At 59.1% G+C, this 24,036-nt stretch carries 25 protein-coding genes; 6 read left to right on the top strand and 19 right to left on the bottom strand.

Features of this window, described 5'->3' with window-relative positions; all coding sequences use genetic code 11:
* Positions 1 to 40 precede the first annotated feature (40 nt).
* The 9 genes from bamA to P2W41_RS10595 form a co-directional block, all read right to left on the bottom strand.
* On the bottom strand, positions 41 to 2,395 hold the full coding sequence (gene bamA, locus P2W41_RS10555; RefSeq protein WP_404933105.1) for an outer membrane protein assembly factor BamA: 2,355 nt from the start codon (positions 2,393 to 2,395) through the stop codon (positions 41 to 43).
* Between the two features lie 215 nt (positions 2,396 to 2,610).
* Positions 2,611 to 3,750 (bottom strand): RIP metalloprotease RseP, encoded by a 1,140-nt coding sequence (gene rseP, locus P2W41_RS10560; RefSeq protein ID WP_404933106.1) that lies wholly within the window; start codon positions 3,748 to 3,750, stop codon positions 2,611 to 2,613.
* Positions 3,751 to 3,943: 193 nt separating this feature from the next.
* Positions 3,944 to 4,783 (bottom strand): phosphatidate cytidylyltransferase, encoded by an 840-nt coding sequence (locus P2W41_RS10565; protein ID WP_404933107.1) that lies wholly within the window; start codon positions 4,781 to 4,783, stop codon positions 3,944 to 3,946.
* Positions 4,784 to 4,803: 20 nt separating this feature from the next.
* On the bottom strand, positions 4,804 to 5,493 hold the full coding sequence (locus P2W41_RS10570) for an isoprenyl transferase (RefSeq protein WP_404933108.1): 690 nt from the start codon (positions 5,491 to 5,493) through the stop codon (positions 4,804 to 4,806).
* Between the two features lie 66 nt (positions 5,494 to 5,559).
* A complete protein-coding gene (gene frr / locus P2W41_RS10575) occupies positions 5,560 to 6,120 on the bottom strand; it encodes a ribosome recycling factor (protein ID WP_292900148.1) in 561 nt (186 codons plus the stop codon).
* A gap of 12 nt (positions 6,121 to 6,132) precedes the next feature.
* Entirely contained in the window at positions 6,133 to 6,879 is a 747-nt protein-coding gene (gene pyrH / locus P2W41_RS10580) for a UMP kinase (RefSeq protein WP_292895505.1), read from the bottom strand.
* Positions 6,880 to 6,970: 91 nt separating this feature from the next.
* Positions 6,971 to 7,894 carry a translation elongation factor Ts gene (tsf, locus tag P2W41_RS10585; protein WP_404934963.1) on the bottom strand — a complete coding sequence of 308 codons (924 nt, stop codon included), beginning with the start codon at positions 7,892 to 7,894 and terminating at the stop codon, positions 6,971 to 6,973.
* A gap of 205 nt (positions 7,895 to 8,099) precedes the next feature.
* A complete protein-coding gene (gene rpsB / locus P2W41_RS10590; protein WP_292895503.1) occupies positions 8,100 to 8,894 on the bottom strand; it encodes a 30S ribosomal protein S2 in 795 nt (264 codons plus the stop codon).
* A 162-nt stretch (positions 8,895 to 9,056) separates the two neighbouring features.
* A complete protein-coding gene (locus P2W41_RS10595; protein WP_292895501.1) occupies positions 9,057 to 9,890 on the bottom strand; it encodes a cell envelope integrity EipB family protein in 834 nt (277 codons plus the stop codon).
* Between the two features lie 228 nt (positions 9,891 to 10,118).
* Here P2W41_RS10595 and P2W41_RS10600 point away from each other — a divergent pair, with 228 nt between their 5' ends.
* The 3 genes from P2W41_RS10600 (at position 10,119) to P2W41_RS10610 (ending at position 12,552) form a co-directional block, all read left to right on the top strand.
* The gene (locus P2W41_RS10600) at positions 10,119 to 10,586 is read left to right on the top strand and encodes a RidA family protein (RefSeq protein ID WP_292895499.1); all 468 of its coding nucleotides are present in this window, start codon (positions 10,119 to 10,121) and stop codon (positions 10,584 to 10,586) included.
* Positions 10,586 to 11,296 carry a glycerophosphodiester phosphodiesterase gene (locus P2W41_RS10605; protein ID WP_292895497.1) on the top strand — a complete coding sequence of 237 codons (711 nt, stop codon included), beginning with the start codon at positions 10,586 to 10,588 and terminating at the stop codon, positions 11,294 to 11,296. Before P2W41_RS10600 ends, P2W41_RS10605 begins: the two co-directional genes overlap by 1 nt.
* An 83-nt stretch (positions 11,297 to 11,379) precedes the next feature.
* Positions 11,380 to 12,552, top strand: coding sequence for a GNAT family N-acetyltransferase (locus tag P2W41_RS10610; RefSeq protein WP_404934964.1), 1,173 nt, complete (start codon positions 11,380 to 11,382; stop codon positions 12,550 to 12,552).
* A gap of 6 nt (positions 12,553 to 12,558) precedes the next feature.
* Here the strand turns inward: P2W41_RS10610 and P2W41_RS10615 are convergent, their stop codons facing one another.
* Positions 12,559 to 12,888, bottom strand: a complete 330-nt coding sequence (locus tag P2W41_RS10615) for a multidrug efflux SMR transporter (protein ID WP_292895495.1) — start codon at positions 12,886 to 12,888, stop codon at positions 12,559 to 12,561.
* Positions 12,889 to 13,010: 122 nt separating this feature from the next.
* Between P2W41_RS10615 and P2W41_RS10620 the strand changes: the two genes are divergently transcribed.
* Positions 13,011 to 13,436 carry an HIT family protein gene (locus P2W41_RS10620; protein WP_292895493.1) on the top strand — a complete coding sequence of 142 codons (426 nt, stop codon included), beginning with the start codon at positions 13,011 to 13,013 and terminating at the stop codon, positions 13,434 to 13,436.
* Between the two features lie 27 nt (positions 13,437 to 13,463).
* Here P2W41_RS10620 and P2W41_RS10625 read toward each other — a convergent pair whose 3' ends face one another.
* The 4 genes from P2W41_RS10625 to clpS form a co-directional block, all read right to left on the bottom strand.
* Positions 13,464 to 13,814: an AzlD domain-containing protein gene (locus P2W41_RS10625; RefSeq protein ID WP_404933111.1), complete on the bottom strand. Its 351-nt coding sequence runs from the start codon at positions 13,812 to 13,814 to the stop codon at positions 13,464 to 13,466.
* The gene (locus P2W41_RS10630) at positions 13,811 to 14,560 is read right to left on the bottom strand and encodes an AzlC family ABC transporter permease (protein ID WP_292895490.1); all 750 of its coding nucleotides are present in this window, start codon (positions 14,558 to 14,560) and stop codon (positions 13,811 to 13,813) included. The genes P2W41_RS10625 and P2W41_RS10630 overlap by 4 nt, the downstream gene beginning before the upstream one ends.
* A gap of 109 nt (positions 14,561 to 14,669) precedes the next feature.
* A complete protein-coding gene (gene clpA / locus P2W41_RS10635) occupies positions 14,670 to 17,129 on the bottom strand; it encodes an ATP-dependent Clp protease ATP-binding subunit ClpA (RefSeq protein WP_292895488.1) in 2,460 nt (819 codons plus the stop codon).
* Between the two features lie 8 nt (positions 17,130 to 17,137).
* Complete coding sequence (gene clpS / locus P2W41_RS10640; RefSeq protein WP_229448042.1) at positions 17,138 to 17,467, bottom strand: ATP-dependent Clp protease adapter ClpS; 330 nt, start codon at positions 17,465 to 17,467, stop codon at positions 17,138 to 17,140.
* A gap of 352 nt (positions 17,468 to 17,819) precedes the next feature.
* Between clpS and P2W41_RS10645 the strand changes: the two genes are divergently transcribed.
* Positions 17,820 to 19,181, top strand: coding sequence for a serine hydrolase (locus P2W41_RS10645; RefSeq protein WP_404933112.1), 1,362 nt, complete (start codon positions 17,820 to 17,822; stop codon positions 19,179 to 19,181).
* Between the two features lie 47 nt (positions 19,182 to 19,228).
* Here P2W41_RS10645 and P2W41_RS10650 read toward each other — a convergent pair whose 3' ends face one another.
* From P2W41_RS10650 to P2W41_RS10665, 4 genes are all read right to left on the bottom strand, one after another.
* On the bottom strand, positions 19,229 to 19,924 hold the full coding sequence (locus P2W41_RS10650; RefSeq protein ID WP_404933113.1) for a DnaJ domain-containing protein: 696 nt from the start codon (positions 19,922 to 19,924) through the stop codon (positions 19,229 to 19,231).
* Entirely contained in the window at positions 19,921 to 20,658 is a 738-nt protein-coding gene (locus tag P2W41_RS10655) for a VWA domain-containing protein (protein ID WP_292895482.1), read from the bottom strand. Before P2W41_RS10655 ends, P2W41_RS10650 begins: the two co-directional genes overlap by 4 nt.
* A gap of 66 nt (positions 20,659 to 20,724) precedes the next feature.
* A complete protein-coding gene (locus P2W41_RS10660) occupies positions 20,725 to 21,159 on the bottom strand; it encodes a DUF1489 family protein (RefSeq protein ID WP_404933114.1) in 435 nt (144 codons plus the stop codon).
* Between the two features lie 71 nt (positions 21,160 to 21,230).
* Entirely contained in the window at positions 21,231 to 22,631 is a 1,401-nt protein-coding gene (locus P2W41_RS10665) for an L-serine ammonia-lyase (protein ID WP_404933115.1), read from the bottom strand.
* A 60-nt stretch (positions 22,632 to 22,691) separates the two neighbouring features.
* On the opposite strand from P2W41_RS10665, the gene P2W41_RS10670 reads away from it, so the two are divergent.
* Positions 22,692 to 23,018: a hypothetical protein gene (locus tag P2W41_RS10670; protein WP_404933116.1), complete on the top strand. Its 327-nt coding sequence runs from the start codon at positions 22,692 to 22,694 to the stop codon at positions 23,016 to 23,018.
* Between the two features lie 204 nt (positions 23,019 to 23,222).
* Here P2W41_RS10670 and P2W41_RS10675 read toward each other — a convergent pair whose 3' ends face one another.
* The gene (locus P2W41_RS10675) at positions 23,223 to 24,032 is read right to left on the bottom strand and encodes a YdcF family protein (RefSeq protein WP_292895477.1); all 810 of its coding nucleotides are present in this window, start codon (positions 24,030 to 24,032) and stop codon (positions 23,223 to 23,225) included.
* Positions 24,033 to 24,036 lie beyond the last annotated feature (4 nt).

Consider the following 24,036-nt stretch of genomic DNA (forward strand, 5'->3'; position numbering starts at 1 on the left):
GGCCCGGGCTAAACGGAACTGCTTCAGCAACACGCGGCCGTTAGAAGCGTGTCGAAATACCGAAGTTGAAATGCTCCACGTCGTCGGATTCTTCCTTCAGGACGGGGTAGGCATAATCAACACGCAGCGGACCGAAGGGCGACGCCCAGATCAGGCCGGCGCCGACCGAAGCGCGCCACTGCATATCGGTTCCGATCGCCCCGGCAACATCGCTGCCGTAAAGCGTGGCGGCATCGGCAAAGACCGCGCCACGAAGACCGAAGCTTTCGGGCAGGATCGGGAACGGGAACTGCGCTTCCGCGGAGGCATTGAAATAGGTCGTGCCGCCCAGATGATCGCCGGTGGCAGTGTCATACGGACCAATGCCGTTGTAGTCAAAGCCGCGAATGATGCGGTCGCTGCTCGAGAAATGGTCGAACACGCGCAGTTCGCCATCAAGCGCCTGAATGTGACCGGCTCCCACCGTGAAGAGGCCGACCAGGTCAAGCTCTTCCGACAAGGTGTGATAATAGGTGCCGCGCGCGGTCGCCTTCACGAACTTGGCGTCGCCGCCAAGGCCAGCGACCTCGAGCGTCAGGTTCGCATAAAGACCCGAATGCGGGTTCTTCATGTCGTCGATCGTGTTGTAGATCAGCGAACCGCTGACGGACGACTTGATCCACTTTTCCTGATCGATTGCCTGAACGAGCGCCGTGGCAAGATCGCACCCCGGAGCACTCGGATCTTCACAGCTTCCAATGCCGGTGTACTCTTCCTGAGAGAGGTTGTAGGCAAGCTGCGTGGACAGTGCTTCGGTGATCGGAAGACCGAAGCGAACCGTCGCACCTGTCGTGTCGCGCTCATACTTGTCGTCGAACTTGCGGGTGCGGCGATAAACATCGAAACCGGCCGAGATGCGGCGACCGAGGAAATATGGCTCGGTGAACGAGAACGAATAGTCGCGCGAATCCTTGCCGCCGCCTGCGGCTACGCGAACATACTGGCCGCGGCCCAGGAAGTTGCGCTCCGTGACAGAGCCTTCCACGGAGAAACCGCCGCTGCTGTCGACCCCACCGCTGGTTGAGTAGCCAGCACCGATGGAGAATTCACCGGTCGATTTCTCAACCACATCAACGACCAGAATGACCTGATCGGGCTGCGACCCCGGAACGGTCGAGATATTGACCGTCTGGAAGAAGTTCAGCGCTTCAAGACGGCGCTTGGCACGCTGCACCAGCACCTGGTTGAAGGCATCGCCTTCGCTCAGGTCGAACTCACGGCGGATGACATAGTCGCGCGTACGCTGGTTGCCGCGGATTTCGATGCGCTGAATGTAGGCGCGCGGTCCCTCATCGATCGAATAGACGACATCGATCTCACGGGTTTCGAAATTGCGGTTGCCACGGGGCGTGACCTGCGCAAACGCATAGCCCATGCCAGCGACATGCTCGGTCAGGGCGATAATGGAATCTTCGACATTCTTGGCGCTGTAGACACTGCCCTGACGGGTCTCGATCTGCGAACGCAGGGTTTCCGGATCAATGCCGGAGATCGTGCTCTCGACATCGATATTGCCAAAGCGATAGCGCTCGCCCTCTTCCACGGTAAAGGTCAGGGTGTAAGCGTTCTCGGTCTCGTCGAGATCGGCAGTCGAGGAAATAACACGGAAATCCGCATAGCCGCGATTGTAATAGAAACGACGCAGCGTTTCCTCGTCCGCGCGCAGACGGTTGTCATCATAGATGTCATTGCGCAGCAGGAAGGAAAGGAAGTTCGACTGCTTCGTCGAAATCACGTCTTTCAGACGGCCATCGCGGAATGCATTGTTGCCGACGAAATTGATCGCGGCAATCTTCGTGCGTCCACCTTCCTGCACCTCGAAGATGACATTGACGCGGCCATCCTCGAGTTCCTGGGTGCGTCCGCTGACGGTCGCGTCGTCGCGACCAATGCGCCGATAGGCTTCGCGGATGGTCTCCTCATCAGCCTGAAGCGCCTGATTGGAGAAGGACTTGCGAGGCTGCAGCTGTACGGCGCGCGCCAGATTCGCATCCTTGATCTTCTTGTTGCCCTGGAAGATCACCTGATTGACGATCGAGTACTCGTCGACAGTGACGACCAGCGCCCCGCCCGACTGACTGATCGACACATCCGCAAAAAGGCCGGTGGCGAAGAGCCGCTTGACGGCGTCGTTGACATCGTCCTGCGAGAAGGAACGCCCCGGGCGGATGTTGATGTAATTGCGAATGGTTTCCGCGTCGACGCGACGGTTTCCACGCACCTCGATTCGGCTGACCGTGGCAGCATGCGCCGCCTCCATCGTGGCCAGCTCGACGGCGATCGTCCCCGTCATCGCCAACCCCGCCGAGAGGGCCACTGCCGAAACGGCGTTCTTAAAGCTCGAAGATGCCTTCATTGGGCTTGAAAACCTCTATTCTCTTTGTCCCCGCAGCGAGAAATAGGAACAATCTTGCAAAGCAGCTAACCTAATAGCCAGATTTTTCCTACACGCAAGCCTTCTGGTTAATTTGCGTTTACGAACCACCGCTTAGTGGCATTCGCGTCACGCCAAAATCAAAGCCATGGTAAATATCGTCTCAATTTTTACACATTTTGCCTTCCCGCGCCTCCCTAGCATCCAAACAGGTCGTTCCAAAAAACAAACCCCATGAATGCGAGAACGGCGAACAGACCAACACGGTAAACCGCGTCCATGACCTTCTCGGACACGGGACGGCGCATCACAGCTTCTATGGCGTAGAACACCAGATGCCCGCCATCAAGGGGGGGAATGGGCAAAAGATTAAGAACGCCTATCCCGACTGACAATAATGCAACAAGTTGCACCAGCCATTCGAACCCGAGTTGAGCCGCTTTTCCGGCCATGTCCGCGATCTTGACCGGCCCGCCAAGCTGGCATCGATCTTCCCGGCCGGCCACGAAGCGCTTGAGAAACTGGCCGGTGCGGTAGATCACATAGCCGGTTTCACGCACCGCTTCACCGAGCGCCTCGATGGGACCGAACTCGATCAGGCGGGGCTGGCCCATCTCCTGATCGTTGACGACACCGATCACGCCAATCCGCACTGTGTTGCCCAGGGCATCCTTCTGTTCGAGAAGCTCAGGCGTGGCTTTCAGGACCACTTCCTCTTCGCCCCGGCGAACAATGAACGCCAATTCATCGCCTGCGCGCCCTGAAACGATACGCTGGACATCGCCGAAAGTGCGCACCTGGGTGCCATCGACGGAGACAAACCGGTCGCCGGGCTGAAATCCGGCGATGGCGGCAGGCGTATCCGGCCGCACTTCGGCGACCATCGGCTCCATGACATACCGACCGAAGCCAGCAAACATGACCGCGAACACGGCTATGGTGAGAAGAAAATTGAAGAATGGACCGGCGAACACCGTCGCCGCACGCTTCCATACAGGCTGGGTGTGGAAGGCCACACGCAACTCGTCGGGCGACAGATGCTCGGTTGATTCGGGGTCGGGCGTGCTGGTCACCGACATGTCGCCGGTGAACTTCACATACCCCCCGAGGGGGATCGCCGACAGTTTCCAGCGTGTGCCGTGCCGGTCGTTGAACCCAAAGAGCTCAGGGCCAAAACCGATCGAGAACGCCTTCACCCCAATGCCGCACCAGCGGCCGACGAGATAGTGTCCCATTTCATGAACGAACACGACCACAGTCAGAACGAACAGGAACGGGATGATCGTTCCGACCAAAAGGCCGTTCGTGCTGAAAATGGAAGTCATAAAGTCGATCACGTCAGTCTCACTCGATCGCGGTTTGCTTCAGTGTTTCAATCTGGAAAAACTATCGGGACTTTCAGAAGGTCTGCCGCATTGTTCCAATAAGTTTCCGGTTAACGCGGACACGTGCCCCAAAGAGCCTCCCGAATCCCGGCTTACCAACACTCCATGCCATCGCGGCAGATCCAAGGCAAATGGTTCCGGGTTCCTAAAACCTGAAAAGAGCGTGAGCCGGGTAGTCTCCTCCGCCCAACAGCGCCGCCAGAAGATAAAGGGCAAGGGCCGCCGCCATGAGCCCGTCCACCCGGTCCATCACCCCGCCATGGCCGGGAATGAGATTGCTGGAATCCTTTACGCCACTGCGGCGCTTCAGGGCCGATTCGAACAGATCGCCAATCTGCGAAATCACCGCCAGGACAAGTGCGATAAGGGCAATCAACACAGTGCCATGAGCCGCACTCTCATGGAGTGCGAATGCGCCGCCTGCAAGCACGGCGAAAACCGTGCCGCCGACCGCGCCGCTCCATGTCTTCCCCGGGGAGATGGAGGGGGCAAGCTTCGCCCCACCTAGGGTTCGGCCGGTAAAATAGGCCATAATGTCCGTTGTCCAGACGACTGCGAACAGAAACAGGATCGCAAACAGCCCCGACCGGTCATCGGCCCTTAGATGAACAAGCGCCAATGTGGGCGCGGCTGCATAGGCAAGCCCTGCAACCATTCCAAAGCCGGTTCTGGATGCCCAGCCGTGCATTGCGAGGATGAAAAGTGCGGCCGCCAGACCAAGAAACAGCATCGAAGCCGACTGGTCGAAAACCATCAACGTCATGACCGCAGCAAGCAATGTACCACCGAGAACGGTGTGCATGCTGGCGCCTCGCTCCGGGCGCATGGCGCACCATTCATAGAAAATCGCGCCGGCCATAGCCGCGCCCATCAGGCGAAAAGGCAACCCGCCAAAATAGGTAATCAGCAGAACGGCGAAGCCTAGAACGACCGCCGAAATGATACGCAATTGCAGATTGCTTCGCGGGCGGCGGGGCGCCGGCATTTCTCCCTCGCCACGCCCGTTCATAGGACAGCTTCGCGCGCTCCGACGCCGCCAAAGCGGCGTTCGCGGGCATTGAAGGTGGTGATGGCAGTTTCAAGATCCGCGCGACCGAAATCCGGCCAATGACAGGGCAGAAAAACGAACTCGGCATAAGCGGCCTGCCAAAGGAGAAAGTTCGACAGACGCTGCTCACCGCTTGTTCTGATGATCAGATCCGGATCGGGAATACCGGCGGTATCGAGGTAACCACCGAAAGCTTCCAGATCGACCGCATCGGCCTCCAGTCGGCCCGATTGCACGTCATGCATCAGTGCTTTCGCAGCCCTCAAAATCTCGTCGCGAGCGCCGTAGTTGAAGGCGATCACCAGGTTCATTCTGGTGTTCTCCGCCGTGAGATTTTCCGCCTCCAGCAACAGCGACCTGATGTCCTTTTCAAGGTTCTCCCTGTCGCCGATGATGCGCACGCGAACACCGTTCTGATGCAGCTCGGCAAGATCGCGGCGAATGAACAGGCGCAAAAGCCCCATGAGGTCGTTGACCTCAGAAGGCGGCCGCGACCAGTTTTCCGACGAAAAAGCGTAGACGGTGAGCCAATTAATGCCCAGTTCGCCAGCCGAACGCACGGCGCTGCGCAGCGCTTCCACACCGGCGCGGTGCCCGGCCCGGCGCGGGAGGCCCCGCGCTTCGGCCCAGCGACCGTTTCCATCCATGATTATGGCTATGTGCGCCGGCTTCAAATGCTACTCTCCCCTCGCCTCGTGAGCACGCTGCAGTGGCTAAACCTGCATGATTTCGGCTTCCTTGGCGGCGAGCAGCTTATCGATGGCCGAAATCGTCTCATCCGTCATCTTTTGCACCTGATCGGACTGCGCGTGCAGCTCGTCCTGGCTTATGTCGCCATCCTTTTCGGCCTTTTTGAGGTGCTCCATGCCGTCGCGGCGCACGTGACGTGCCGCAACCTTCGCGTTTTCCGCGTATTGATGCGCGATCTTGACGAGTTCCTTGCGACGCTCCTCATTGAGCTCAGGCAAGGGAATACGCAGCGTCGATCCGTCCATGATCGGGTTGAAACCGAGATTCGATTCGCGGATGGCCCTGTCCACGGCGTTGATCATGCTCTGATCCCAGACCGCGACCGAGATCATGCGCGGCTCCGGTACAGAAACCGTCGCAACCTGGTTGATCGGCATCGCCGAGCCATAGGCCTCCACCTGAATCGGGTCGAGAAGATTGGCGGAAGCCCGGCCCGTCCTCAGCGAAGCCAAGTCGTGCTGGAAGGCACTCGTCGCCCCGTCCATACGCCGCTTTAGGTCTTTAAAATCAACGCCGTCGGCCATCATTAAATCTCCTTACGCACCGGCACGCTGTTCTGGTTCGGCGTCATCGGACACGATGGTGCAATGTCCGCCGCCTTTCAAGATGGCGTTGAACCCGCCCTCTTCATGAATCGAGAAAACGATTATCGGAATGTGGTTCTCGCGCGCAAGAGCAATCGCAGCAGTATCCATGATGGCCAGGCCATCTCTGATCACCTGAGCGTGGCTGAGTCGCTCGTAGCGCGTCGCATTCGGATCCTTGCGCGGATCGGCGGAATAGACACCGTCGACCTGTGTTCCCTTGAAGAGCGCATCCGCGCCGATCTCCGCCGCTCTGAGTGCTGCCGCCGAATCCGTTGTGAAAAACGGATTGCCGGTGCCGCCTGCGAAAATCACCACCTTGCCTGCATTCATGTAGCTCGTGGCCTGGCGCTGTGAGAAGCTCTCGCAGAGCTCGGGCATGGCAATGGCTGACATGACCACGGCATCGACACCCATCTTCACCAGAGAAGTGCGCAGCGCCAGAGAATTGATGACGGTGGCGAGCATGCCCATGTGATCGCCCGTCACCCGGTCGCCGCCCTTGGAGGCCACTGCAACGCCCCGGAAGATGTTACCCCCGCCGATAACGACTCCGACTTCGACGCCCAACCTGCGCGCTTCCAGAATATCGCGAGCGATGCGGTCCACCACAGACACATCGATGCCGAACCCCTGCTCGCCCATCAGGGCCTCGCCGGATGCTTTCAGGACAACGCGCCGGTAGCGTTTCTCGGTCATCTTCAAAGTCTCCAAATTTGACCCTGCGTTACACGAAGGGCGCCGCGTTGTCACGCGGCGCCCTTCGTCTTCAAACAGCTATTCGCCGGTCTCAGGACTTGACGGCAGCAGCCACTTCAGCCGCGAAGTCGGTCTCCTCACGCTCGATGCCTTCACCAAGCGCGAAACGGACGAAGCTCACGATCTTTGCCGGCGCGCCGATTTCCTTTTCGGCTTCGGCAAGCGCTTTCTCGACGGTAAGGTCCGGGTTCATCACGAAAGCCTGCTTCAGGAGAACAACCTCCTCGAAGAACTTGCGCAGACGGCCTTCGACCATTTTCTCAATGATGTTCTCCGGCTTGCCTGACTGACGAGCCTGGTCGGAGAAGATGTCTTTCTCACGGGCAACGGCTGCCGGATCGACATCGGCTTCGGTCAGAGCCAGCGGATTGGTCGCTGCCACATGCATGGCGACCTGACGGCCGAAAGCACGGGCCGCGTCGGCATTGCCCGAGGTCTCGATGGCCACCAGCACACCGAGCTTGCCAAGACCGTCGGTCACGGCATTGTGGACATAGCTTGCAACTGCACCATTTTCGACGGACAGCCTGGCCGAACGGCGCAGCGTCATGTTCTCGCCGATCGTGCCGATGGCGTCCTTTACCGTGTCGGCTACAGACTTTCCCGTGGCGGGGTAAGTTGCGGAGGAAACTGTCTCGATCGAGCCGTCCGTACCGAGAGCGACGGTAGCGATGTTGCTCACCAGTGCCTGGAAGGCATCATTGCGGGCAACGAAGTCGGTCTCGGAATTGACCTCGACGACGACAGCACTGTTCGCGTCGGATGCAACGCCGATCAGGCCCTCGGCTGCCGTGCGACCAGCCTTCTTGTCGGCCTTGGCAATGCCCTTCTTGCGCAGCCAGTCCATGGCTGCTTCCATGTCGCCATTGTTCTCGGTCAGGGCCGTCTTGCAGTCCATCATGCCTGCGCCGCTCTTCTCGCGCAGTTCCTTGACCATTGCTGCTGTAATGCTCATCGTCGCCTCTTCATCAATCTTGTTGAGCATCTCCGCTTTTCGCTGAAACGCGAAAACGCTCTATCTCGTTGTTTTCACGCAACTCCGGACGGAAAGCCGATCTGCAGCATTCCTGGAGTTGCTCTAACAAAAACGGCCGCGAAGCCTGTTGTCTGCCGCGCGGCCGTTGCAGGGAATCAGCCCCACATTTTCGGAACGGCGCTGGTTAGGCGTCCTTGTTTTCTTCTGTTGCCGGCGTTGCGGCTTCATCGTCGAGGGTCGGCTCTGCAGGAGCCTCGACGGCCTCGCCGATATCAAGGCCAAGGGCGCCCTGCTGGCGCTCAATGCCGTCGATCGCTGCCTTGGCTACGAGATCGCAATAAAGAGCGATAGCACGCGCCGCATCGTCGTTGCCCGGAATCGGGTAGTCGACGACATCCGGATCGCAGTTCGAATCGACGATTGCGACCACCGGAATGCCAAGACGCTTGGCCTCCTGCACGGCAATCGCTTCCTTGTTGGTGTCGATCACGAACATCAGGTCCGGCGTGGAACCCATGTCGCGAATACCCCCGAGAGCACGGTCGAGCTTCTCACGCTCGCGCTCCAGATTCAGGCGCTCCTTTTTGGTGAAGCCCTGAGCATCGGCTGCGAGCAGTTCGTCGAGCTTGCGCAAACGCTGGATCGAGTTGGAGATCGTCTTCCAGTTGGTCAGCATGCCGCCGAGCCAACGGGCATTCACATAATACTGTGCCGAACGCCTGGCAGAATCGGCAACGATCTCGGACGCCTGACGCTTGGTGCCAACGAACAGAATACGGCCGCCCTTGGCGACGGTGTCTGAGACGGTCTTCAGCGCCTGGTGCATCAGTGGCACGGTCTGGCTGAGGTCGATGATGTGAACATTGTTGCGGGCACCAAAGATGTAGTTGGACATCTTCGGGTTCCAGCGGTGGGTCTGGTGACCAAAGTGAACACCAGCTTCCAGAAGCTGGCGCATGCTGATATCGGGCAGTGCCATTCGTTATCCTTTCCGGTTGAACCTCCACGGACCGTCAGGCGGAAACCGCCACCGGAGGCGCTGGTCGGATGTCTCCCGACCGGAACCAAGATCCGTGTGTGGAATGCGCGCGCATATAGAAGCTTATGGCGCATAATGCAAGCGTTTGGCCGGCAAATGGGCCTATTTGGTGCAATCGGCCCCGTCTTTCGTCTCATCGAACATCGTCAGATCGACAAGCTGGCCGCGAATCGAAAACTCATCATAGTTCATCTCGAGGCTTCGCGTGACGCCGCTCTCATGCAGTAAAAAACTTATCTCGTAATCGGGCAAAGCCTCGCCACGCTCCTCGGTTGGATCGAAATAGGCAATGCTTACCGGCCAGTAGGACTGGTTCTCGAGCCGAGCGGCGGCCGATCGCTCCGGGTCGTTTTTCTCAATTGGTTTCGCCTTGCCGATCGTTACCGAGGTCATCATCACCCGATCAGCATCTTCGGAGCTGTCGTAGAGCGTGGTCTGATAGAAGCCGCCGCCGGATTCGGCCTTTGCCAACACTTCTTTCATGTGCCGTACGGGAAACTGTGTCCGCTCGAGCTTCTCGCTGCGACGTTCAGGCCTGGACAGCTCCACCAGCGTCTCGCCCTCTTCCAGACGGGCGACACCCTTCACCTCCCGGTCCAGCATGTTGTCGAGATACATCTTGTTGACGAACTGGAAGACCTTTCCTTCACCATCCTCATAGGTGGTGGTCTGCTGGTCCGAAAGCCGCGATGCATCATCCGTTTCCAGACGCATGACGAAACGAAAGGTGGTGGTGTACCCCTCACAGACCGACCCGGCGAACTCGTAGACCATGCGCCCGGAAATGCCGTTTATGCCCGATCGATCGCTCGCCTGCTCCAGTGAGAGGTCATAAATGGCCCGATGCGGCAGCAATTTCGGCGCCGCCTGAGCGAGGCTTGCCCCAGCGACCGGAACAGAAAACAGGGCCAAGGCAAAAAGGCGCAATGAGCGCATGAACGACCTCCGGTATTCGGCATTTTACGGTCGGAGCACATCGTGACCGTCTGGATGGTTCCGTTTGAACGAGAGTCGTGGCGGAAGCGTGGCAAATATGCAACCTCTCCCCCTGCGGCACATTCCCCCTCAGTGTGGATATGATTGCGAAAGTGTCGCAACTGACGTTTAGTTTTGCCTGCTACGGATTTGCCGTGGTGACACACATTGAAATGCCGGGAGACCAATATGGCACGTGAAATCGAGAAAAGATTGCTGGAACTGGGTGTCGAACTGCCCGAAGCGGCAGCGCCTGTGGCTAATTACGTGCCCTTTGTGCAGACCGGATCGTTGCTGATGACCTCCGGACAGCTTCCCATCAAGGACGGCAAGCTGATGGCGATGGGGCTTCTTGGACGTGAACTGGGAACCGAGGCCGGCAAGCTGGCAGCCAAATGGTGTACGGTTAATGTGCTCGCACAGGCACGGGCAGCACTTGGCGATCTGGAACGGATCAAGCGTGTGGTCCGCATTTCCGTCTATGTGGCCTCGACCCCGGATTTTACCGACCAGCATCTCGTCGCCAACGGTGCTTCGGATTTCCTTGTGGCCGCTCTTGGAGATCGCGGACGCCACGCGCGCGCTGCTGTCGGCATGGCTTCCTTGCCCATGAATGCGCCGGTCGAAATAGACGCCATTATCGAGGTCGCCGAATAATGCCCGTTCTGGACTGGCTGACCGCACGCCCCATAGCGCATCGCGGTCTGCATGACATGAACCATGCGCGCTGGGAAAACACGCTTTCGGCGTTTGAGGCAGCCGCTAGTGCCGGTTATTCCATCGAATGTGACGTGCATCTATCATCTGACGGTGTTCCCATGGTCTTCCACGATCATGCGCTGCGTCGACTGACAGGGCAGGATGGAACGATCGCAGGAAAACTGGCGATCGAGATGGGCGCATTAAAGGTCGGCGACACCGCCGATCATGTGCCAACGCTGCGCGAGATGCTCACACTGGTGGCGGGGCGTGTTCCGGTGGTGATCGAGCTGAAGGGCGCAGAAGGGCATGACGATGCACTTGTCGCCAACGTGACTGAAGCACTGCGGGGGTATTCCGGCTCGGTCGCCCTGATGTCTTTTGATCACCGCCTCGTCCGCCAGCTCGCACATTTTGCTCCCCATCTGCCACGCGGGCTGACGGCGGAGGGGCCTTCCCCAGCAGCGATGGAGGGACATTTTTCCATGCTGGCGCATGATATTTCCTTCGTATCATACGCAGTGGATGAATTGCCGAACCCGTTTGTCACCTTCGTGCGCGAGCGCCTTTCCATGCCTGTCATCACGTGGACGGTGCGCGATCCGGAGGCCATCAAACGTACCTTTGCATACGCCGATCAGATGACCTTCGAAGGGTTCACGCCCTGACCGCCGCCGCGTGGCGGACCTCTTGAAGCGCTCCCCATGCGCGCTTAGTTAAACCTATGACGAAAGCAAAAACGGATGCGTCCATGTCGGGCGAAGTGACGCTAACGGTTTCGCCGTCGCTCGCCGATGTGCCGGAAGCCGACTGGGCGCCACTTACCGGAGCTCGCCGGGACGCGGCGGAAACCTCCTACAATCCCTTCGTGTCCCACGCCTTTCTTTCTAGCCTGGAAGACAGCGGGTGTGCTGTGCGCGAAAGCGGATGGCTGGGTCAGCACCTGCTTCTGCGGTCCAGCGAGGGCACCCTGCTCGGCGCGGTTCCGTGTTACCTAAAATCGCACAGCCAGGGAGAATATGTTTTCGACCACGGCTGGGCAGATGCTTTCGAACGTGCCGGCGGCCGGTATTATCCAAAACTGCAGATTTCAATACCTTTCACCCCTGCGGGCGGTCCCCGCCTTCTGGTTCGCGACGGCGCGCCTCTGGAAACCGTTCGGCAGGCGCTCGCCGAAGGGATCAGGACGCTGACGGAGAGGCTCGGCATTTCATCGGCCCATGTGACCTTTGCAACCGGCGACGACATCGCGGCGCTCAAATGCGCAGGGTTTCTCTTGCGAACCGACCAGCAGTTCCATTTTTTCAACCGCGACTACCGCACCTATGATGATTTTCTCGACACACTCACTTCACGCAAACGCAAGGCCCTTAAAAAGGAGCGTCGCACCGCTGTCGAAAACGCGATCGGGATCGATTGGCTGACAGGCCGTGACCTTACCGAGGCCGTATGGGACGATTTTTTTAAATTCTACACGGACACGGGAAATCGCAAGTGGGGCCGGCCCTATCTCAACCGCCGCTTCTTTTCGCTGATCGGCGAACGCATGGCCGACGACATCCTCCTGGTCATGGCGCGAAGGAATGGGCGCTACATTGCCGGCGCCATCAACTTCATTGGCTCAGACACGTTGTTCGGTCGAAACTGGGGGTGCATCGAACACCACCCCTTTCTGCATTTCGAGGTCTGCTATCATCAGGCGATCGAGTTTGCCATTGCGCGCGGGCTGTGGCGGGTGGAAGCCGGGGCACAGGGCGAGCACAAGCTCGCGCGCGGCTACGAGCCGGTCACCACGCGGTCGGCCCATTTCATTCCCCATCCCGGCCTGCGTCGCGCGGTGGCACAATATCTGGAGATGGAGCGGCGCGACGTGGCAGAAATCCAACGCGTTCTGGAAGCGCACACTCCGTTTCGCAAAGGCTGAGCCTGATCAGTGCATGACGGATTTCGAGAAGAGATTGATCACCAGTACACCAGCAATGATGAGACCGACGCCCAGGAGTGCCGGCACATCGAGCGCCTGCTGAAACCACAGCCAGCCGATGGCGGTGATGAACACGATCCCGGCGCCTGACCATAACGCATAAACGATGCCGACCGACATGGTGCGCAGTGTCAACGAGAGGAAAAAGAAGGCAACCGCATAGCCGATGAGCGTGACCAGTGAAGGTGCGAGGCGCGTGAACCCTTCCGTCTGCTTAAGTGCGGTTGTCGCAACCACCTCGAAAAGAATGGCAACGATCAGATAAAGATAGGTCACGCTCTGCACCTTTTAAAAACCCGGCTTGGAAAACCCCGGCGAATCGGCCTGTGTCAGGAGTTGACGGCACGGACATTAGCGCAGAAAAATGCCGCCGCAATTGCCCGAGACGAGAGGTTCCCATGACCAGTGCCGCCTATGACAAGGACAACGTTTTCGCCAAAATTCTGCGTGGCGAACTTCCCTCTCACAAGCTCTATGAAGACGACGAAACATTCGCGTTAATGGATATCATGCCGCGTGGCGATGGCCATTGTCTGGTGATCCCTAAAAGACCCGCGCGAAATATCCTCGACGTAGAGGAAGACAGTCTTGCGGCCGTGATGCGCACCGTGCAGAAACTTGCGCGCGCGACAAAAGCTGCCTTCAACGCAGATGGCGTGACCATTCAGCAGTTCAACGAGCAGGCGGGGGGCCAGGTCGTGTTCCATCTTCACGTCCACATCATTCCGCGCTTTGACGGGGTTGCCCTGCGCCCGCACACCGGCGAGATGGCGGATCATGCCGTTCTTGCAGAGCAGGCGGAGAAAATCCGCGCCCAGCTCTAGGGGAGATCGCCCCAGGAGCGGCAGTCATCAGCCGATCAGGTAAAGCCCGATCAGAAGAACAGCTTCGGCGACGGCGATCCCGGCGAGAATTTGTTTGCGTGACAGGAGGTAGGCGGCAAATCCTGCGATGGCCGCCCCCACCCGCAGCGCAAGGGAAGAATCGGCGAGCGCGCCGGAAGGAAACACGATGAGATTGGCGATCACGGCAGCCACGAGGGCGGTCGCGATACAGCGCACGAAGACGAGGATGTCGGATTCATCAGACATCTTGCCGCCGAGATAGACACCCAGGTAGCGCCAGGTATCGGTTGCAAGCCAACCGGCAAGAAGAATGAACAGATAGGGCCACCACCAGGCATCGAGCGCGTCGAAACTCACTTGCCTGTCCCTCGTTTCAGACGCGTGCGGTGCCAGACATAGGCGGCGCCACCGGCAATGCAGCCTGCGGCAAGAAGGTCGAAACCGGGCAGCAGCAAGTGAAACACCGGTCCGCTGAGCAGTCCCAGAACCATCGCCACGTGCCCTGCCCGTTCACGCGCCGAGCCCCAGAGAGATGTCAGGAAGTAAATCGGCGTCAGGAAGAAAAGCGCTGCCGTCACTTGCACCGGCAGACTTTCGGCAAGAAGGAAAACGGTCGCCACCACACCCATATTCACCAGCACAAGCGTGGTTCCGATACCGGTGTAATAGGCCGTTCTGAGATCCCGCGGCACATTCCTGAAACTCTCCATGGCGAGAACCCATGAAGTAATCGCCACGAAGTGTGAAAGAGCGTACAGCACCCATTTCCGGGTACGCGGCCCGCGCATCTCCGGGGTCAAGGCAACAACCATCGGAGCCAGACGTACCGAGGAAAGCGCGACGGCGAAGGCTGCAGCAATGAGGCTGTTGCCGGCGATCATCGCGCCGATCAGCACCACCTGTGCAGGCAATGCCCAAACAACACCAGTCATGAAAACAGTCTGCGGCAAGGTAAGCCCGGCCTCGCGTGCAAGGCCGGCAAAACCCACAAAGGCGCTCACAAGCACCAGGCCGGGAACCGAGAAGCAGCGGCGCACCCCCCGCAGATACCAGCTGATGTGGCTTTCTTCGCTGCCTGATTCGGCTGTCGTGTTCTCATTCATCGGCGCACGACCTAGCACAGCATGACGCGGCGTGCGATACGACGAAGGCGTGGGTGCTTGGGACACCCACGCCTTCGAAATTGGTCCACTTCAGGCCTGCGCCCGATCATCAACCCTTACGCGGCAATTGCGGCACCAGGCTGCGCTTGGGTGGTTCCTTCGGCTTCTGTGCCTTGGGTTTCGCCGCCGCTTTGGGCTTGCGGGTTTTCCTGGCAGCGGGTTTTGCCTTTTTTCTGGCCGGCACCTCGTCGCGGGGCTTGATTGGAGCATCGTCAGGGACCGCATCGAGTTTCAGACCGCTCTCACCAACATCATCCTCTGCGACCGTAACCCGTACCGTACCGCCCTTCTTGAGGCGTCCGAAAAGCACCTCCTCAGCCAAGGGCTTCTTGATGTGCTCCTGTATGACGCGGCCAAGTGGGCGTGCGCCCATCCGCTCGTCGTAACCCTTGTCCGCCAACCAGGCGACCGCCTCCTCCGACAGGTCAAAGGTAACGCGGCGCTCGGCGAGCTGCGCCTCAAGCTGCATGACGAATTTCTGCACAACCTGATGGATGACCGGAACCGGCAGAGAGCCGAACGGGATAACGGCGTCGAGGCGGTTGCGGAATTCCGGCGTGAAGAGGCGGTTGATTGCCTCCATATCGTCGCCTTCGCGTTTCGACGATCCGAAACCGATGGCCGGCTTGGCGAGATCGGCTGCACCCGCATTGGTCGTCATGATCAGGATCACATTGCGGAAATCGATGCTCTTGCCATTGTGATCGGTGAGCTTGCCGTGATCCATCACCTGCAGGAGGATGTTGAAAAGATCCGGGTGCGCCTTCTCGATCTCATCGAGGAGAAGCACGCAATGCGGATGCTGATCGACACCGTCGGTCAGCAGGCCACCCTGATCGAAACCGACGTAACCCGGCGGGGCACCGATCAGGCGTGAAACCGTATGGCGCTCCATGTATTCCGACATATCGAATCGCAACAATTCGACGCCAAGCGATGCAGCAAGCTGTTTGGCGACCTCGGTCTTGCCAACACCCGTGGGGCCCGAGAACAGATAGGAGCCGATCGGCTTTTCGGGCTCTCTCAGACCGGCACGCGCCAATTTGATCGCAGAAGAAAGCGCGGTGATGGCGGCATCCTGTCCGTAAACGACACGCTTCAGTTCGTCCTCAAGCGTCGCCAGAACCTTCTCGTCATCGGCCGAAACGGTTTTCGGAGGAATGCGGGCCATGGTAGCGATCGTGGCCTCGATCTCCTTGACGTTGATCGTCTTGCGGCGTTTCGCTTCCGGAAGCAGCTTCTGCGAAGCACCGGTCTCGTCCAACACGTCGATCGCCTTGTCTGGCAGTTTGCGATCGTTGATGTAGCGCGCCGATAGTTCGACCGCGGCCTTCACCGCTTCGTTCGTGTAGCGAACCTTGTGGAAGTCCTCGAAATAGGGTTTCAGACCCTTCATAATCTCGATCGCATCCTCAACCGTCGGTTCGCTGACGTCGATCTTCTGGAACCGACGCACCAGAGCGCGATCCTTCTCGAAGAACTGGCGGAACTCCTTATAGGTGGTCGAGCCGATACAGCGGATCGCGCCGGACGATAATGCGGGTTTCAAGAGATTGGATGCATCCATTGCGCCGCCAGAAGTCGCACCGGCGCCAATCACGGTGTGGATTTCATCAATGAAAAGAACCGCACCGGGAAAATCCTCCAGCTCCTTCACAACCTGCTTCAGACGTTCCTCAAAATCGCCGCGATACCGGGTGCCCGCCAAAAGCGAACCCATATCGAGCGCGAAAATGGTGGCGTCTGCCAGCACATCCGGCACATCCCCCTCGACGATGCGCTTGGCGAGCCCTTCGGCAATCGCCGTCTTGCCGACGCCGGGATCCCCAACATAGAGCGGATTGTTCTTGGAGCGGCGGCAAAGCACCTGAATCGTACGATTGATTTCGGGCGCGCGCCCGATCAGCGGATCGATGCGCCCGGCCCGCGCCTTCTCGTTGAGATTGACACAATAGGCCGTAAGCGCATCCTGCGCCTGCTTCTTCTTGTTGCCGTCTTCAGCCTCTGCACCAGGTGCGCCGGACTCCTCGTCTTCTGCACCACGCGGCGTTCTTGCCTCCGACCCGCCAGGCCGTTTGGCGATGCCGTGACTGATATAATTGACCGCGTCGTAACGCGTCATCTGCTGTTCCTGCAGAAAATAGGCTGCATGGCTCTCGCGTTCGGCAAAGATCGCAACGAGCACATTGGCGCCCGACACTTCTTCGCGTCCCGACGATTGCACATGGATGACGGCGCGCTGGATAACGCGCTGAAACCCGGCAGTCGGCTTGGAATCCTCATCGTAGCCCGTGACAAGGTTGTCGAGCTCGCCGTCAATGTATTTGATCACTGTCTCCTTGAGCGCATCCAGGTCGACATTGCAGGCGCGCATCACGGCTGCGGCGTCCGAATCGTCGATCAGCGCAAGAAGCAAATGCTCGAGCGTTGCATACTCATGGTGGCGCTCATTGGCGAACGTAAGCGCCTGATGCAGTGCCCGCTCCAAGCCTTGGGAAAAAGCCGGCATTCAGTACCTCATTTCTTTTCCATCACGCATTGAAGCGGGTGCTGGTGTTGTCGGGAGAAGTCCATCACCTGCGTTACCTTGGTCTCAGCCACTTCAAACGTGAACACGCCACATTCACCAACACCGTGATTGTGTACGTGCAGCATAATTCTGGTCGCGGCTTCGCGATCCTTCTTGAAGAAGCGCTCAAGCACATGAATGACGAACTCCATCGGGGTGTAATCGTCATTCAGCAACAATACACGATAGAGGCTCGGTTTCTTCGTCTTGGTTTTCGTACGCGTGATGACCGCAGTTCCGCGATCGGAACTGTCACCATCTTTCTCGCCATCCTGCATTCGCCAGACGTCGTGCTGCATGGCTTCACCGATATTCAAAAATTCCATTCCCTATGCCGAGCCCTTACGTGGGACATGTAGGTACCCTTCCGACAATTTTAAGCCCTTATCCGTTCCTGACAATATGGGTGAAGGGGTTTTGCGTTCAAAACTACGCCATCATCAACCTGGATGGTTCAGACATTCATTCCAACCGGTATCCGGGCCGGTCAATCATTCGATTTCGAGTCAATGTTAAGAAATTCCGTCAACGAATAGCTCACCATAAACGGATTGGTAACGCCGCCGCCGATAGGGTGATGGGAAATGGGCCTGCGAGTGGGGATGCCTCGCGGCCTGAAACCAGATGCAAATGGGTGTAATCGTGCGTCAGGCGTTGTTGGGTAGAGCGAATCTTGTGCGGCTCTCAGGCAAGATTCTCACTGCACTTTTCATTTCCGGTATCGTCATGCTGGGCGCGGCAGAACAGGCTTCTGCGAACGCCAAATATGCTGGCATCGTCATGGATGCGAAGACCGGCAAGGTTCTCTATGAATCAAATGCCGATGCTCCACGGTATCCTGCCTCGCTGACGAAGATGATGACCGCCTACATGATCTTCGAGGCGCTTTCGACAGGCCGTATCAGCAAGGATACCCGTATTCCCGTGTCGCGGAACGCAGCGGCCGAGCCACCGACCAACATCGCCCTGCGTCCCGGAGACAGCCTGACTGTGGACCAGGCCATTCGGGCGCTGGTGACCCGTTCCGCAAATGATGCTGCGACCGCCGTGGCCGAGTTTCTCGGCGGGTCGGAAGCCAAGTTCGCTTCAATGATGACAGCGAAGGCGCGACAGCTCGGCATGTCCCGTACCACGTTCAAGAACGCGCATGGTTTGCCCAACAGCCAGCAGAAGACAACCGCGCGCGACATGGCCAAGCTCAGTATCGCCCTGCGCGAGCATTATCCGCAATATTACAGCTACTTCCAGACCAGGTCCTTCACCTACAAGAAGCGTCGCTACGGCAACCACAATCGCCTGCTTGGGCGGGTCAAGGGTGTCGATGGAATCAAGACTGGTTATACCCGTGCTTCCGGTTTCAATCTTGCCAGCTCCGTGCAGGCGAATGGCCGCAGCATCGTTGCCGTGGTCATGGGCGGCCGCACGTCACGCAGCCGCGATGCGCACATGGCAGATCTTATCGAACGCTACCTGAACCAGGGGTCGACCGGACGTGATCGCATGCTGATCGCCAAGGCTCCCGGTGGTGCCCGCACCGCGCTCGCTGCAATGATCCCTGGCAGACAGGTTCCACTGCCGACCGAACGGCCCGAAGTGGAAACGCTTACTGCTTATGCGCCCGAGCAGCCGATTAAGGCCGCAACTGTGGTCAGCGCCTCCGCGCCACGCCCGAGCGCTCCGGTCGCTGCCGTCGATCCCATGCCGACGGCTTCCACGGCGCCAGAAGCGCAGGGCGCGGGATCCATCGGTGGCTGGGTCATTCAGGTTGCCTCGATGCCCAGCGAGGATGAAGCGCTGATGTTCCTTGCCGAAACAGAAAAAAAGGCAGGAGCAGTGCTCGCAAGCGCCGTGCCGATCACCGAGACCTTCGAGAAGGGTGGTGTGACCTACCACCGCGCCCGTTTTGTCGGGTTCGCGAACAAGTCCGACGCCTGGGGGGCCTGCGCGTCGCTTAAGAAGAAGAGCATCTCCTGCTACGCCGTGCAGCAGTAAGACCGGAGTTTTTGATGAGTCAGGATAGTGTAGCGCGTACCGGGAACTCACTCATGAGCGGACAGCAAAACGTCGCGGGCCTCGTTGATGCGGGCAGCAAGAGACGAGGTACCTCCCATGTCGGGATGCAGGCGCTGCATCAGGCGGCGGTGAGCCTCTCTGATCTGCGCAACGGACGCACCTCTTTCAAGACCAAGGACCTCATAGGCCTCCTCCTCGGTCATGGGGCCCGTGCCCGACGCAACTCCCTCCCCCCGGTCGCCATTCGGTTGCGCGCCATCGCGCCAGGTGGGGAATTCGCTGTCAAGATAGGTTTCCAGAAGCCTTAGGCTCTCTTCATCGCTTTCAAGCTCCGTATAGAGCGAAAGCAGCTCCTCCAGCGTCATCTCTGCGAGCCGGCGCCCTTCGTGCCGGCCGGCCAGAACCACCCCGGACAATGTTCCACTATCGTGATCGAGCTCCATTTCGAGCGCTGCCGAACGCACCGTAGAGCTCTGGCCAGGCTTCTTTTTCTGTCCCATCTTCAAACGCGCGGAACCGAACCAGGCAGCCGCAGCAGAAATCAACATTCCCCCGATCCCTGCCCTGCCGGCGAAAAGCATGACGACACCGGCAAGCGCCAGCAAAGCCGGACCGGCCATCCGCAAAGTGTTGGCCACCCGCTTCGGGTTTGCATTCAAGAGCGCGAAGCTGCCCAAAGTCAGTAGCAACAAGAGCGCGAAGAAGAAGAACGGGAAGCTCATCGGTCTTTGTTATCGCGCAGATGTTCCAGCATCCTGCGATCCTCGGGTCTGTTCCGGTCGCGGAGTGCCTTGAGACCGCCCGTCGCATACACCGCGACGGCGGACAGCAGTCTGCCGAGTTCGGCCGCGGACCGCGAATCGAAGCGAAACCATGCCCCCTTCGACAGACGGGCGATCTCGCGGAATGCCCGTTCAGCAATCGGATCCTGCCCTTCCTGAAAGACGAAAACCGGCACGCCGCTCAGGCCAAGACGCCCGGCCTTGTCCGATAGATCGTCGACGCTCTCTTCCATGGCGTCGCCAATATAGACGAGCGCGTTTACCTTCTCGCGTGCGGTTTCCTTGAGAGCGTGCGCCAGAACCTTGCCGATCTGCGTGTGGCCGCCACGGCAGTCAATCCTGGTCATGAGCGTTTTCAAAGCTTCGGTATCACGCACGAAACGCGAGGCGCGGCTTTCGCCAAAACCCCGAAAGTAAACGAGCTGGACATTGAGTGAGCCCGCTTTGCCCACGGCATCGAACATCTCGGCCTGAAGTTTGCAGGCAAGATCCCAGGTGGGCTGCCGGCTCATTGTCGCGTCCAGCGCAAGAATGAGCCGTCCGCTGCCGGGACCGCGCAGCGGCGCAAGTGCGCGCGCCTGCCGCACGAATGCATCAATGGCTCCCGATGGTGATCGGGTGTCGGCGGGCTTTGTCTCTGCGCGACGCGGCGCGGGCATTTTCTTTTCGCTCATAGGAAGAAAGATGGGCGTCCTCGAACTGGTTGCAAGGCTCATCGTAAGCCTGCGCCAGATCGGGCGCTACAGCAAGCCGAGTTCTGTCAGTTCGCGGCGCAGTTCCAGAGGCATTTCCGCATCGTCTCCGGCGCTGCCGAGATCCTGTGGCGCGTCCTTTGGCTCGAGATATCGCCAACCCTGGAAGGCACGGCGTGGCTGAAACTGCGTGCGCACCAATTTGGGCTCCAGCACCAGATGACAGCGCGACACACCTTCTGCATCACGGAACGGCCGAATGTCCAAAAGTCTTTGACGGCACTGAACCGTGCCTTTGATCACCCAATAGAGAGATCCGCCTTCGGTCAGCTCTTCTACACGCTTTGGCACCATGCGCGTCGTGTGAAACTGTTCAGCCGGCTCGCCGCGTGCCTGCTTTTCCCGCAAGCGAAGCGCGATCCAGTCCTGCAACTGCTCGACGCTTTCGCAGCCGACGCACAATTTGATCAGGTTGAGTGCCATTGTTCAAATGTCGGGCGCTGCCCTGCCGAGGTCAAGCTCGATGGCCGGCTCTCCACAGCGTTGAGAAATATTCAGCATTCCACGACGTTGACCGCCAGTCCGCCCAGGCTCGTTTCCTTGTAGCGCTCGTTCATGTCCACGCCGGTCTGCCGCATCGTTTCCACTGCAGCATCAAGCGAAACAAAATGCTTCCCATCGCCCTTGACCGCGAGAGAAGCGGCCGTAACAGCCTTGACCGAGCCGAGAGCATTGCGCTCGATGCAGGGGACCTGGACGAGCCCTGCGACTGGGTCGCAGGTCATGCCCAGGTGGTGTTCGAGCGCGATCTCAGCGGCGTTCTCCACCTGTTCGGGTGTACCACCCAGCACGGCGGCAAAGCCCGCTGCCGCCATGGCGGAAGCCGAGCCGACTTCGCCCTGGCAACCGACCTCCGCTCCGGATATGGAAGCGTTATGCTTGACAATGCCACCGATCGCGGCTGCCGTCAGAAGGAAATCGCGGATACCGTTGGCATCGGCATCGACATGAAACTTCTGCCAGTAACGCATGACCGCAGGCACCACGCCCGCCGCCCCATTGGTGGGTGCAGTCACCACGCGGCCGCCGCTGGCGTTTTCCTCATTCACGGCCATGGCGAAAACGGAAAGCCAGTCGTTCGCCGCAAGGGGATTGGGGCGATTTTGACGCCAGTCTTCATCCAGCCTGTCATGCAACTGCCGCGCACGACGGCGCACATTCAGGCCGCCGGGCATGATGCCGTCCTGCGAAAGGCCGCGTTCAATGCACGCGTCCATGGCCTGCCAGATGCGGTCCAGACCGGAATCGAGCTCCGCCCGGGTTATATGTGCTTCTTCGTTCGCCCGCTTCATCTCGGCGATCGATAATCCGCTTTCAGCAGCCATGGCCAGCATTTCGCGAGCGCTCGCGAAGGGGAACGGCACATTGCCGGCCTCAGGCTTGCCTGCATCGCTCTTTAGTGTCTGCAACTCTTCCTCGGAAACAACGAAACCGCCGCCGACGGAGTAATAGATGCGTCTCAAAAGGAGCCTGCCATCCGCGTCATAAGCGTTGAATGCCATGCCATTCGCATGACCGGGGAGAGCCGCTTTCTTGTCGAGCACGAGGTCGCTTTGCGGATCGAACTGGTATGGCTGATGCCCTTTAGGCCGGACCATCTTCTCGGCTGCAATCCTCGCGAGCTGTTCATCCATGCGATCAGGATCGACCGTCAGAGGATTGTAACCTGCAAGTCCCAGTATTACGGCCCGGTCCGTGCCGTGGCCCACACCGGTAAAGGCAAGGGAGCCATGCAGGCTGACACCCAGCCGGTGCACGACACTGCCGGTCGGGCGCGGCCAGTCATCGCCGGCGACCTCGGCCAGAAACCGCTCCGCCGCCGTCATGGGCCCCATCGTGTGCGAACTGGAGGGTCCGATGCCGATCTTGAACAGGTCGAAAACGGAAAGGAACATGGGCGAAGGCTCCGGATGTGGCCAGACGAGGAACTCCCGCGGTGTGCAAGCCCCCCAACGATGGAGAAGGAGCGCGCTGACACGACCGCGACACCGCATGATGTAGGCGATTTCCCCAAACAAGCAAAGGGCGCAGCGATTGTGCTGCGCCCTGTGACTTTAAAGAACCGATGTTGTGCGGTTTTGCTGGTAGTTCAGCTTGCCGTTGCTACGACCGCTGCCGTTTCGGCGCCAATCAAGAGCCATGCCAGAAAGATGATTCCCGCAAGCCCGATCACTGCTTTGGCGGTTACGCCCCAGCAGGATCTCTCAACGCTATCGTCCATGCATATCCCGTTTTTCTTAATTCAATCTCCGAACGGGATAATCCCGATCGCCGATCTGTGACCGCGGGAGATACTCCTCCGCGTAGGCTTCCGCAAGTCCAAAAACGGCGAAATCGCGACCAGAGAACTGTTGTAAAACCCCGGAAAAAGAGGGTTTATCAGCATAATCAGGGACTTGTGCCGGTAAAGGAATTTTCAACAGGTGTGGCAAAATGCGGACATTTTTGCTGCAATGCACCATCTCTCGCCCTGAAAGGCACTCGACTCAGGGCGCGGAAGGCTTTGGCCCCGGAAATAGCTCATCCGTTCTGCCAGCTACTCGATAGGCCATTAGGCCGATCCACTCACGTATGCCAAGGGTCGTGTTCCGCAGGGAATCAAGTGCGTTGTCTTCAGCCAGGCCCGGCGTTTCGTTGCCGGCCGTTTTGTAATCCACCGGCCAGGGCGTTACCGGAAGTCCGGCTTTTCGGAACACACCGACAGCGCGTGGCATGTGAAAGGCGGAGGTGACGAGAAGCCAGGTCTCGCCTGCGGCCGGCTCAACCAGTTTTCTGGAGAAAACGGCGTTTTCATAGGTGTCGCGCGAACGGTTTTCCAGAACAAGGCGGTCTGCAGCCACGCCAAGCGCGGTCAAGAGACGCGGTGCGGTGTCCGCATCGCCCTCTCCGGCCAGAAAGACAGCGCCCTGCCCTCCAGAGATCAGGATCTTAGCCTGCGGAAACCGGCGCGCGAGGATCGCGACTTCGACAAAGCGATCCCCACTGGAGTTTAGCTCATGGCCGCCCCGCGCCATGTTGATGGAGCCTTCCAGTCCGCCGCCGAGAACAATGATGCCATCGACGGAAACAGGTATAGGTACGGGCTTCTGAAAACGATCTTCAAGGGGCCCGAGCACCAGTGCACCGAGCGTCGTCCATGCTGAAAGAACAAGCACCAGAAAGGACAGGCCGCCCGCCGCCATGGACAGGCGGCGCCAACCGAAAAATGCGGTGAGAAGCGACACTGCGATAAGGATCGCAACAAGGCTGAGGGGCTGAAGGAACAGCCAGCCTATTGCGGAAACGAGGTGGAACATGGCG

Origin of the sequence: Nitratireductor sp. L15S-10 (assembly GCF_045011005.1) — a bacterium.
GTDB lineage: Bacteria > Pseudomonadota > Alphaproteobacteria > Rhizobiales > Rhizobiaceae > Nitratireductor.